The organism is Mesorhizobium sp. BR1-1-15, assembly GCF_020165475.1.
GTDB lineage: Bacteria > Pseudomonadota > Alphaproteobacteria > Rhizobiales > Rhizobiaceae > Mesorhizobium.
Genome location: NZ_JAIUIF010000006.1, coordinates 32,980 through 44,342, shown reverse-complemented (window position 1 = coordinate 44,342; position 11,363 = coordinate 32,980). Strand labels below are relative to the sequence as shown.

At 64.0% G+C, this 11,363-nt stretch carries 10 protein-coding genes; 4 read left to right on the top strand and 6 right to left on the bottom strand.

Going from position 1 to position 11,363, the window contains the following annotated elements:
• The first annotated feature begins 30 nt into the window (after window positions 1-30).
• Window positions 31-645 carry a 3'-5' exonuclease gene (locus LB541_RS12790; protein ID WP_140674540.1) on the top strand — a complete coding sequence of 205 codons (615 nt, stop codon included), beginning with the start codon at window positions 31-33 and terminating at the stop codon, window positions 643-645.
• A 32-nt stretch (window positions 646-677) separates the two neighbouring features.
• Here the strand turns inward: LB541_RS12790 and LB541_RS12785 are convergent, their stop codons facing one another.
• From LB541_RS12785 to LB541_RS12770, 4 genes are all read right to left on the bottom strand, one after another.
• Window positions 678-1,277 carry an ABC-type transport auxiliary lipoprotein family protein gene (locus LB541_RS12785; protein WP_224618578.1) on the bottom strand — a complete coding sequence of 200 codons (600 nt, stop codon included), beginning with the start codon at window positions 1,275-1,277 and terminating at the stop codon, window positions 678-680.
• Window positions 1,278-1,371: 94 nt separating this feature from the next.
• Window positions 1,372-2,745: an MCE family protein gene (locus LB541_RS12780; protein ID WP_140498920.1), complete on the bottom strand. Its 1,374-nt coding sequence runs from the start codon at window positions 2,743-2,745 to the stop codon at window positions 1,372-1,374.
• Between the two features lie 14 nt (window positions 2,746-2,759).
• On the bottom strand, window positions 2,760-3,578 hold the full coding sequence (locus LB541_RS12775) for an ABC transporter ATP-binding protein (RefSeq protein WP_140498922.1): 819 nt from the start codon (window positions 3,576-3,578) through the stop codon (window positions 2,760-2,762).
• Between the two features lies 1 nt (window position 3,579).
• Complete coding sequence (locus LB541_RS12770; protein ID WP_140525381.1) at window positions 3,580-4,767, bottom strand: ABC transporter permease; 1,188 nt, start codon at window positions 4,765-4,767, stop codon at window positions 3,580-3,582.
• A 77-nt stretch (window positions 4,768-4,844) separates the two neighbouring features.
• On the opposite strand from LB541_RS12770, the gene dgcA reads away from it, so the two are divergent.
• Window positions 4,845-5,828: an N-acetyl-D-Glu racemase DgcA gene (gene dgcA / locus LB541_RS12765; protein WP_140557799.1), complete on the top strand. Its 984-nt coding sequence runs from the start codon at window positions 4,845-4,847 to the stop codon at window positions 5,826-5,828.
• Here dgcA and LB541_RS12760 read toward each other — a convergent pair.
• Window positions 5,799-7,013, bottom strand: coding sequence for an MFS transporter (locus tag LB541_RS12760; protein ID WP_140664274.1), 1,215 nt, complete (start codon window positions 7,011-7,013; stop codon window positions 5,799-5,801). The genes dgcA and LB541_RS12760 overlap by 30 nt on opposite strands.
• Window positions 7,014-7,142: 129 nt before the next feature.
• A complete protein-coding gene (locus LB541_RS12755; protein ID WP_181168637.1) occupies window positions 7,143-7,925 on the bottom strand; it encodes a UDP-2,3-diacylglucosamine diphosphatase in 783 nt (260 codons plus the stop codon).
• A 150-nt stretch (window positions 7,926-8,075) separates the two neighbouring features.
• On the opposite strand from LB541_RS12755, the gene LB541_RS12750 reads away from it, so the two are divergent.
• Window positions 8,076-8,855 (top strand): SDR family oxidoreductase, encoded by a 780-nt coding sequence (locus tag LB541_RS12750; RefSeq protein WP_224618576.1) that lies wholly within the window; start codon window positions 8,076-8,078, stop codon window positions 8,853-8,855.
• Between the two features lie 161 nt (window positions 8,856-9,016).
• Complete coding sequence (locus tag LB541_RS12745) at window positions 9,017-11,341, top strand: NADP-dependent malic enzyme (protein ID WP_140498933.1); 2,325 nt, start codon at window positions 9,017-9,019, stop codon at window positions 11,339-11,341.
• The last annotated feature ends 22 nt before the right edge of the window (window positions 11,342-11,363 follow it).

Genomic DNA, 11,363 nt, shown 5'->3' with positions numbered 1-11,363 from the left:
ACGTCGCATCCGGAACTGGATCTCTGACTTGTGAAGACGGCGATCATATTCGACTGCGAGTTTCTTTGCCTTGAGGGCTCGCAACGCAGATTCTGGTGCGCGGCCCACGATCCCGACCCGGTCATCGCGCAGATCGGCGCGGTCAGGCTTGGGCTCGAAGACGACTTTCCCGTCCTGGGCACGCACAAGGCCTATGTCAGACCGATCGACCGGTTTGGCAGGAGATACGCGCTCGACCCTTTCTTCACCGAACTGACTGGCATCACAGAAGAAAAGCTGGAGATCGAGGGGGTCGCGCTAGGAGAAGCCCTTGTTGACATCGATCGTTTCTCGGGTGGGGCGCGATTCTGGTCCTGGGGCAAGGACGAACTGAACATGATAGCCATCAGCTGCTATATCGCAGGCATTCCTGCTCCCTTCCCGGCGGCCCGCTTTGACAATGCCGTAAAGCTGCTGATCTCGGCCGGGATGCCGATCGAGGACCTGGCAAGGACGCCGAGCAACAAGCTTGCCGACTATTATGGCGTTCAACACCCGCCATTGCAGGGACACGATGCGCTCGATGACGCGCTGTCCGTAACCTACACCCTGCAGCACCTGATGAAGGCCGGAAAGCTGCGGCCGGACGCCTTCGACCGCTTGTAGCCTGGTGGCTGGCGCCCGCCCGGGATCGCCGCTCAGACCGCCGAATCGGTCCAGCGCACGATCTGTTTGGCCGCGTCGCCGAAAGCAGCATCGAGCGCGCCGACATAGCCTTGGTTGCCGCTGCCCGAGACGGGCGCGGTCGCCGTAAAGCTCTTGGACGCACGCACCTCGCCGTTGCGGTCGTTGAGGATGCGCACGAACAGGTCGACCTCGGCATGATCGCCGCCGTCGACACGGACTTCGAACGAACGGATCTCGACGATGACCTGGTAATCGATCGCCAGTCCCTCGCCCGGCTTGCCCACGCCGGCGAAGCTGCCCGAGCGCTGGAACGTCTCGGCCAGCCGAGCCTGCACGATCAGCGGCAGCCGGTCCGCCCATTGCGCGCCCTTGAGGTACTGGATCGAGCGCGGGGACGGTTTTATGACGATGTTCTGGCTGTCCAGCGCCTTGAGCGCGGATGGCTGGGCGATCAGGATCTGGCGACGGCTGTGGCCATGCGCCTCGACCGACGGCGCCGACAGTTCGAATGTGTCAAGCGGCGCAGGCCCGCCGCCCGGCAGCGCGGCACAACCGGCAAGGGTCAAGGCAAGCAAGGCCACGCCCGATCTGAACACAATCGTCGACTTCACGCGCGATCCCTGCTGTCCCCGGCCTCACTATCCCTGGATTGTAACAACAACCCGCGGATGCAGACACTGTTTCTGGGGCGAGCCGAGACCGAAGTCAACGCCGCGCCCTGCCATCATACTGCCGAACCTCGCCCTCGCCGCCCGACAGGATGCGCTGCGGATTGCGGCTGAGGTCGGTAACCGCCTCCTCGATGCGGCTGATCGAACGGCGGCTGTCCTGAACCAGCGCCTCGACATTCGAAAGGCCCTGGCCGGAAAACCGGGCTATATTGTCTGTGATGACGCCAAGCCGCGAATTCAGCGTATCGGCAACCTGCTTGAACGACCTCAGCGTGTCCCTGGCGTCCGCCATCACGCCGTCCGCCTGGCCCGAGCCGAGCAGCTTGTCGACCTTGGCCAGGATGCCGTCGACGCGCACCGAGGCGTCGTTGAGCCGCTGCGCGAGCTGCCTCGCATCCTTGATCGTCTCGTCTATGTCGTCCGCCCTGTTCGCGAATTTGCCGGTCACCTTGGCGATGTCCGAGGCCGCCTTGTCGGCGCTTTCGCTTGCCTTCTGGATGTTGGCCAGAGCCGTGCGCACTTGCGCCGGATCGATGCCGTCGAGCACGCCGTCGACCTTGGCCAGCGTACCTTGCGTCTGCTTGGCGAAATCATTGACCGATCCCACGGCCGTATCGACATTCCTGATCACGCCATCGAGCTGTTTGGACGTTTCCTTGAGGTTGCCGGTCACCGTATCGACATTGGCGACGATGCTCTTGATCTTGTCCTTGTCGACGGCATTGAGCAGCCCTTCGGCCGCCTTCAGCGTGCCGTCGAGCTTGCCCGAGACGCCCTTCAGCTCATCGGACAGCGCGCTGACCGCGGACAGGAACTTGTCGACGCCATCGGAATTCCTGGCCAGCGCGTCGGAGAACGTCTGCACATTCTGCACGGTCTGCGTCAGCGGCCCGCGCACATCCTTGGTGAACCCCTCCAGCTGCGTCAGCACCGTGTCGGCGCGCGTGAAGATGTTCTGCGCCGTCTGCAAAAGATTGGTCACCGCCGACGGGTTGGCCACGATCTCGGCGACCTTGCCTTCCTTTTCGGCCTGGTCGAGAAGTTTTACTTCCTTGGGGTCGGCCCCTTTGAGTTCGATATTGGCCTGTCCGGTCAGTCCGGCCAGGCCGATATCGGCCTGCGTCGATTTGGTGATCGGCGTCATGCGGTCGATCTCGGTGTCGGCGATGGCGACCGTCGGATTGTCGACATCGATATAGACGCGCCTGACGTCGCCGACCTTGACGCCGTTGAACAGCACGAAGCTGCCGCGGCCAAGTCCGGAAGCCGAGCCCGGGATACGCACGCGCAACAACGTGGTCTCGCCTTTGTCGCCGATCGCCGCCGTCCAATAGACGAAGCCGAACGCCGCCAGGATCGCCACCAGCGTGAAGATGCCGACAATAACGTAGTTGGCTCTGGTTTCCATTGCTTCACTTATGGCTATGCGCGCGCGGCAAGATCAAGTTGCCGGGCTCGTTTTCCGCGGAAATACGATTTTACCCACGGTTCTTCACTCTTCAGCATGTCGTCGATGGTGCCTTCGACCAGCACTTTCTTCTTGCCGAGCACGGCGACGCGGTCGCAGGCGGTGAAAAGCGTGTCGAGATCGTGGGTCACCATGTAGACGGTCAGGTCCATCGTATCCCGCAGCTTGACCACCAGCTCGTCGAATTCCGCCGCGCTGATCGGATCGAGGCCCGAGGTCGGCTCGTCGAGGAAGACGATGTCGGGATCGAGCGCCAGCGCGCGAGCCAGTGCCGCGCGCTTGATCATGCCGCCCGACAGCTCGGACGGGAATTTCTGCGCCGCGTCCGGCGGCAGCCCGACCAGTTCGACCTTGAGCATCGCCAGTTCGTCCATCAGCTTGCGCGGCAGGTCGAGATATTCGCGCATCGGCACCTGGACGTTTTCCAGCACGGTCAGCGCCGAGAACAGCGCGCCGTGCTGGAACAGCACCCCAAGGCGCATGTCGATGCGCAGCCGTTCGGCATCGTCGGCCTTTTCGATATCCACGCCGAACAGCTTGATCGTGCCGGACTGCTTGCGCGTCAAACCAAGGATGGTGCGCAGCAGAACTGATTTGCCGGCGCCCGAAGCGCCGACGAAACCGAGGATCTCGCCGCGCCAGATATCGAGCGACAGTTTGTCGAGGATCAGGTTGTCGCCGAAGGAAACGGTGATGTCATGCGCCGAAAGCACGACCTCGCTGTCATCCGCGCCCTCCTTGGCCCTGGTCTCGATGCCGTTTCCCATCGCCATTTCAGAACTCGATCGCTGCATAGAACATGGCGAAAAGCCCGTCGAGGATGATGACGACGAAGATCGATTTCACCACCGAGGCGGTCACGTGCTGACCAAGCGATTCGGCGCTGCCGCCGACCTTCATGCCCTCGACCGAGGCGATGGTGCCGATGATCATGGCCATGAACGGCGCCTTGATCAGGCCGGCGAAAATGGTGCTGAGGTCGATGGCGACGCGCAGCCGGTCGATGAAGGCGGCGGGTGCGATGTCGGAATAGAGCCAAGCCGCGAGGATACCGCCGCCGAGTGCGGCAAAATTGGCGATGATGGTCAGGCAAGGCAGGGCGATCACCAGCGCCACCAGGCGCGGAAAGACCAGCACGCCGATGGGGTTAAGCCCGATGACCTTCAGCGCATCCACTTCCTCGCGCATCTTCATCGAGCCGATTTCGGCGGTGATGGCGCTGCCCGAGCGGCCGGCGATCATGATTGCCGTCATCAGCACGCCGAGTTCGCGCAGGATCAGCACGCCGACGAGGTCGACGACGAAGATGTCGGCGCCGAAATAGCTGAGCTGGTAGGCGCCCTGCTGGGCAACGATGGCGCCGACGATCGCCGACATCAGCACCACCACCGGAATGGCTCCGACGCCCATGCGGTCGATCTGGTTGAAGATCGCCGCCGGATTGACGGCATGGCCGCGGCCGAGCTTCATCTGCGCGCCACGGATCGTGGCGCCCAGTATGTTCATCGAGGCGAGAAAATCGTCGCGCATTTCGTAGACGCGGCGGCCGACCGCCTCCAGCGTGCGAATGACGATGTTGGGCGGCCCGACCGGCCCCGATTCGGGCTCGCGCCGCACCGCGTCGCCGACCGCGCCGAGCAGGATCGAGGCGACGTCACTCTGGCCCTGCAGCCTGACCTCGACACCTTTTTTCTCGAAAGCGCTGACCAGGCGGTCGATCAGCCACGCGCCGGCGGTGTCGATCTTCTCGATGTGCGAAAGATCGAGCGCCAAAGTCTTGAAACCGCTCCGTTTCTCGATTTTGCGCATCTCTGCGTCGATCGCGGCCACGGTGCGCGTCGTCCAGATTCCCGAGAAGGCGCACCCGAGAACGCCTGCTTCCTCACCGACCGACACGCGCGGTTCGTGGTCAGCCTCCGAGGCGGTCTTGCCGCTTGCGTCGCGCTTGCCGATGGTCAACATGGCGTCCTGTTTAGCCTGACGGGTCCGGCCTTGTCGATTTGCCGACGACCCTTCTCGCACAGCCGGAGCAGAAAATTATGGCGCGTGTCATTTCGGTCGAGGCCGAGCGTTTTCCGATCGCCGGCACCTTCACCATTTCGCGTGGTTCGAAGACCGAAGCCGAAGTGATCACCTGCACGATCAGCGAAGGCGATTACACGGGCCGTGGCGAATGCGTGCCGTACAAACGCTATGGCGAGACCATGGATGGGGTTCGCGCCGCGATAGAGGCCATGCGCGGGCAAATCTCTGCTGGCATGGACCGGACAGCCCTGCTCGGCGCCATGCCGGCGGGCGCGGCGCGCAACGCCATCGATTGCGCCTTGTGGGACCTGGAAGCCAAAATCGGCGGCAAGGCGGTGGCTGACGCGGTCTGGCCGGCTCCTTTGCATCAGCTCGAGACGGCCTACACGCTGTCGCTGGGCGAACCCGAGGCGATGGCGGCGCAGGCCCGTGCCAACGCGGCGCGCCCGCTGCTCAAGGTCAAGATCGGCGGCGACAACGACATTGCGCGCATCCGCGCCGTCCGGCAGGCCGCGCCCGACAGCCGCATCATCCTCGACGCCAACGAGGGCTGGAACGACGACACCATCGCCGCGAACCTCGCCTTCGCCGCCGAGCAAGGCATCGCGCTTATCGAACAGCCGCTGCCGGCGGGCCATGACGGCATCCTGCGCCACATCGCGCATCCGGTGCCGATCTGCGCGGACGAGAGCGTGCATGAGGCGGGGGATCTGGCCGCGCTCGCCGGTCTCTACGATGCCGTCAACATCAAGCTCGACAAGTCGGGCGGGCTGACGGCGGCGCTCGTGCTGCGCGACCGCGCCCGCGAACTGGGTTTCGGCGTCATGGTCGGCTGCATGGTCGGCACGTCGCTGGCGATGGCGCCGGCGGTGCTGCTCGCCCAGGACGCCGATTTCGTCGACCTCGACGGACCGCTGCTGCTTGCGCGGGATCGTGTGCCCGGCCTCGCCTATGAGGGATCCTTGGTTTCACCGCCCGATCCGGCGCTTTGGGGCTGAGCGCGCCGCGAGTCCGACCAGCACCAGGCCGATGATCGCGATCGGGATCATGGCCAGGAAGCCGTCGACCCCGAAACGGTCGTAGAGCGGGCCGGAGGCGAGCGTCACGGCGGCCATGAAGAAGCCGTTGAAGAAATAGGCGATGCCCTGTGCGGCACCGGTGCGCTCTTCCGAGACCGTTTCGCCGATCATTTTCTGCAGGCCGATCAGCACCATGGCCACCGACACCGAATGCAGGGTCTGGACGCCGAAAAACCCGGCGACGCCGAGGCCAAGCGGCCAGATCAGCGGAAAGGCGATCCAGCGCACGACCGCGCCGATGCCGGCAATCACCATCACCCTGACGACCGACACGGAGGCGAATATGCGGTTGAAAAACACGAACATGCAGACTTCGGCCACCACGCCCCACGCCCACAGAAGCCCGACGACGGTGTCGCCGATGCCGATCGACTTCCAGTAGATCGACACGAAGCCGTAAAGGAAGGCGTGGCTGGCGGTGAGGATGCCGACACCCAAGGTGAAATAGACGAAATAGGCATCGAAGAGACTTGGTGCCGAGTGCTGGATCTCCGCGGCCGAAAGCGGTGAGGCAAGGCGCGGCCGGCCAAGACGCGGCGCAAGCAGCGCGGCAAAGAGCGCGGCACCCAGTGCCGCGAAAATGATCGCCGGGACGGCTTGCGCCCCTGCCGCGGTCAGGATGAAACCACCGGCCACGTTGGCGCAGAGATACGAGATCGAACCCCACTTGCGCATGCTGGTGTAGTTGGAGCCGAAGCGGCGCACGCCCGAAAGCGCGAGCGAATCGGCCATCGGCGAATGCGGTGTCCATACGATCGTCAGCGCCAGCGACACCGCAAGCACGACGGCGTAGGAGGCCGGCAGAAAATAGCCGGCGGAAATGATCATCGATGCCGCGACGAGCGCGATATAGACGTCGGCGCGGTCCCTCGCCCGGTCCGCGAGCGCGGTGAGCAGCGGCGTCGTCACGACGCGCAGGAACATCGGAGCCGCCAGGATGACGGCGATCTGCTCGGCGTGAAAACCTTTCGCCTGCAGCCACAGCGGGAAGTAAGGCAGATGCGTGCCCTGCGACACGAACAATGTCGCGAAGATCAGGCTCATGCGCAGTTCGAAATGGCGAGGCTTGACGAGCTGTTCGGGTGAAAGCGGCGGCAGCGGCATGAATCGATCCAATAACGCTGCCGTCCACGAACGGCGAGCAGTGTGGATTGACCCTTAACATGAGGAAAAACCGGACGAAACCGATTGGCCTAATCGATTAACACCGGAATCTGTGCCTGGCACCCGCAGTCAGGCGGCCTGCACCACCCGGTCCTCGATCAGCATCGGGATGAAGGGTTCGTCCGGCGCGTCGGGCAAGACATGCGCCCAGGTCAGGATTTCCATCCGGCCGTCGAAATGTTCGACCACCGCCGTGCAGCTTTCCACCCAGTCGCCGGTGTTGATGTACTGGACGTCGCCATAGTTTTCGATCGCGGCATGATGGATATGGCCGCATATGACGCCGTCGACATGGGAGCGCCGCGCCTCGTCGCTGAGCACCATCTGGAACGAGCCGATGAAGTTCACCGCCTTCTTGACCTTGACCTTGGCCCAGGACGAAAACGACCAGTAAGGCAGGCCGAGCAGCTGGCGCAGCCGGGTGATCACACGGTTGACCTGCATGGCGGCGTCGTAGGCGTGGTCGCCGAGATAGGCGAGCCAGCGTTGATTGTGCACGACCGTGTCGAACTGGTCGCCATGAATAACGAGCAGCCGCCTGCCGTCGGCGGTTTCGTGAATGGCGCGGTCGGCTACGACGATGCCGCCGAAATGCACGCCCTGGAACTGGCGGGCGAATTCGTCGTGGTTGCCGGCGATGTAGGTGATGGTGGCGCCCTTGCGCGCCTTGCGCAGCAATTTCTGCACGACGTCATTGTGGCTCTGCGGCCAGTGCCAGCTGCGTCTCAGGCGCCACCCATCGACGATATCGCCGACGAGATAAATGATGTCGGCATCATGATGTCTAAGGAAATCGATCAGGAAATCGGCCTTTGCCGCCTTCGACCCGAGATGGACGTCGGAGATGAACATGCTGCGGAACGTGCGGGGCTCTTGGCCGGACATCGCGAATTCACCGTTGCTTTCGCGAGCCTATGCCCCGATTCATGCAACAACCGTATGACGGTTGCGATTGGTCCAGCCCAAGAGCTAGCCTGCCGGCGAATCACAGGAGAAATCGTCATGGATCTCGGTATCCGCGGAAAGAAGGCCATCGTCTGCGCTTCGAGCAAAGGGCTCGGAAAAGGCTGCGCCATGGCTCTGGCCGAGGCCGGCTGTGACATTGTCGTCAACGGGCGCAACGCCGAGCTGGTGGCCAAAACCGCTGCGGAGCTGCGCGAGCGTTACGGCGTGACCGTCACGGAAGTCGTCGGCGACGTATCGAAGCCCGAGGTGCAGAAGGCGCTTCTCGCCGCTTGCCCCGAACCCGACATACTGGTCAACAATAATGGCGGCCCGCCGCTGCGCGATTTCCGCGAGCTCGATCGTGCCAAGATGCTCGAAGGCGTGACCCAGAACATGGTGACGCCGATCGAGCTGGTGCAGGCGGTGATCGACGGCATGGCCGTGCGCGGTTTTGGCCGCATCGTCAACATCACTTCGCTATCGGTCTATGTCCCCATCCCCGGCCTTGATCTGTCGTCCGGCGCGCGCGCCGGCCTGACCTCCTTTCTTGCCGGCGTGGCGCGCACGGTGATCGACCGCAACGTGACCATCAACAGCCTGCTGCCCGGCAAGCTGGATACCGACCGGCTGCGCGGTCCGCACGAGGCCGGCAGCGTTGAAGACCCGACCGCGGCAGCCGCCCGCAAGGCGCGCATCAGTGCCGACGTGCCGGCCAAGCGGCTCGGCACGCCGGAGGAGTTCGGCCAGATCTGTGCCTTCCTGTGCTCGGTCCATGCCGGCTACCTGACCGGCCAGAACATACCGGTGGACGGCGGCCTCTATGTCAGCGCCTTCTGAGACCCGGTAGCGCCGGCGCCGAAGAAATTCCGCTCAAACCGTTGAAATAGATCGCTTATCCCGGCTTCGTCGATGTGAATGGCGATTGCGTCATTTGGCGTCGCGAAAAATCTCGGCCGCATGCTAAGAAGGCGGCACGCAGGATCGCAGGGAGGCCCGGAATGAACGGCGAGAGCAAGAAAACGGCACGTTCGGACCTCGACGAAGCCGCGCTCTACTTCCACAAGCACCCGACGCCGGGCAAGCTCGAAATCCAGGCCACCAAGCCGCTTGGCAACCAGCGCGACCTGGCGCTCGCCTATTCGCCCGGCGTGGCGGCCCCTTGCCTCGAAATCCGCGACGATCCGGCGACCGCGGCCGACTACACGGCGCGCGCCAATCTGGTCGGCGTCGTTTCCAACGGCTCGGCCGTGCTCGGCCTGGGCAATATCGGCCCGCTCGCTTCCAAGCCGGTCATGGAAGGCAAGGCGGTCCTGTTCAAGAAATTCGCCGGCATCGACGTCTTCGACATCGAGATCGACGCGCCCGAGATCGAGCGCATGGTCGAAACGGTGGCGGCGCTGGAACCGACATTCGGCGGCATCAACCTCGAGGACATCAAGGCGCCGGAATGCTTCGAGGTCGAAGAGCGACTGAAGGCCCGGATGGGCATACCGGTTTTCCATGACGACCAGCACGGCACCGCCATCATCGTCGCCGCCGCAGTGCTCAACGGCCTGGAATTCGCCGGCAAAACCATTGCCGACATCAAGATCGTCACTTCGGGCGCGGGTGCGGCGGCATTGGCCTGCCTCAACCTGCTGGTCTCGCTCGGCGCCAAGGTCGAGAACATCTGGGTCACCGACCGTTTCGGCGTCGCCTATAAGGGGCGCACGGATGAGATGGACCGCTGGAAAGACCCTTATGTGAAGGACACGGAGGCGCGCACGCTGGCCGACGTCATATCGGGCGCAGACGTGTTCCTCGGGCTTTCGGCCGCCGGCGTGCTGAAGCCGGAATTGCTCCAGCACATGGCGCCGAAGCCATTGATCCTGGCGCTGGCCAATCCCAATCCGGAAATCATGCCGGAAGTGGCGCGGGCGGCGCGCCCCGACGCGATGATCTGCACGGGCCGGTCCGATTTTCCAAATCAGGTCAACAACGTACTGTGTTTTCCTTACATCTTCCGCGGCGCGCTGGACTGTGGCGCCAGCGCCATCAATGAGGAGATGAAGATGGCCGCGGTGCGGGCCATCGCCGCCCTTGCCCGCGAAGAACCTTCGGATGTCGCCGCGCGCGCCTATTCCGGCGAGACGCCGGTGTTCGGACCCGAATTCCTGATCCCCTCGCCCTTCGATCCGCGCCTCATCCTGCGCATCGCCCCGGCCGTCGCCAAGGCGGCCTGCGACACCGGTGTCGCGACAAGGCCGATCAGCGACTTCTCCGCCTATATCGACAAGCTCAACCGCTTCGTCTTCCGCTCCGGCCTGGTGATGAAGCCGGTGTTCTCGTCGGCCAAGGCGTCGAGCGCCAAGCGCGTCATCTATGCCGACGGCGAGGACGAGCGCGTGCTGCGCGCCGCGCAGGTGGTTTTGGAGGAAGGCATCGCCGAGCCGATCCTGATCGGCCGTCCGCACGTCATCGAGGTGCGATTGAAGCGCTACGGACTGCGCATCAAGCCCGGCGTCGACTTCGGCCTGATCAACCCGGAGGACGATCCGCGCTACCGCCATTACGTCGACCTCCTGATCGAGCTGGCCGGCCGGCGCGGCGTGACGACGGAGGCCGCGCGCACCATGGTGCGCACCGACAACACGGTGATCGCGGCCCTCGCATTGAAGCGCGGCGACGCCGACGCCATGGTCTGCGGCCTCGAAGGGCGTTTCGAGCGGCACCTGCGCAACGTCACGCTGATCATCGGGCCACGAACCGGCATCAAGGACCGGGATCTGTCGACGCTGTCCATGCTGATCTCGCAACGCGGCATCATCTTCCTGACCGACACCCATGTTTCTGTCGACCCCACCGCCGACGAGATCGCCGAAATGACCGTGCTGGCGGCCGAGGAGATCCAGCGCTTCGGCATCGAGCCCAAGGCGGCGCTGCTGTCGCATTCGGATTTCGGCTCGCGCGATTCGCCGAGTGCGCTCAAGATGCGGCAGGCGGCGGCGATCCTGGCGCGCATCGCGCCCGAGCTGCAATGCGACGGCGAGATGCATGCCGATTCCGCGCTGTCGGAACATCTGCGCCAGCGCGTCTATCCGCATTCGCGTCTGAAGGGCGAAGCCAATCTCCTGGTGTTCCCCAACCTCGATTCCGCCAACATCACGCTGACAGCGCTCAGGACCATGATGGATGCCCTGCATGTCGGCCCGATCCTGCTCGGCACCGACAAGCCGGCGCATATCCTGACGCCCTCGGTGACTTCGCGCGGCGTCGTCAACATGACAGCGCTGGCGGTGGTCGAGGCCGCCCACAAGGCGCAAGCTGTCGTCGATCTGGGCTGAACACCAATTCGGGGGTAAACTG

Excerpts from the sequence above, each read along its gene's own strand:
- LB541_RS12780 (WP_140498920.1), bottom strand. The coding sequence starts at position 2,745 with ATGGAAACCAGAGCCAACTACGTTATTGTCGGCATCTTCACGCTGGTG.
- LB541_RS12775 (WP_140498922.1), bottom strand. The coding sequence starts at position 3,578 with ATGGCGATGGGAAACGGCATCGAGACCAGGGCCAAGGAGGGCGCGGAT.
- LB541_RS12770 (WP_140525381.1), bottom strand. The coding sequence starts at position 4,767 with ATGTTGACCATCGGCAAGCGCGACGCAAGCGGCAAGACCGCCTCGGAG.
- dgcA (WP_140557799.1), top strand. The coding sequence starts at position 4,845 with ATGGCGCGTGTCATTTCGGTCGAGGCCGAGCGTTTTCCGATCGCCGGC.
- LB541_RS12760 (WP_140664274.1), bottom strand. The coding sequence starts at position 7,013 with ATGCCGCTGCCGCCGCTTTCACCCGAACAGCTCGTCAAGCCTCGCCAT.
- LB541_RS12755 (WP_181168637.1), bottom strand. The coding sequence starts at position 7,925 with ATGTTCATCTCCGACGTCCATCTCGGGTCGAAGGCGGCAAAGGCCGAT.
- LB541_RS12750 (WP_224618576.1), top strand. The coding sequence starts at position 8,076 with ATGGATCTCGGTATCCGCGGAAAGAAGGCCATCGTCTGCGCTTCGAGC.
- LB541_RS12745 (WP_140498933.1), top strand. The coding sequence starts at position 9,017 with ATGAACGGCGAGAGCAAGAAAACGGCACGTTCGGACCTCGACGAAGCC.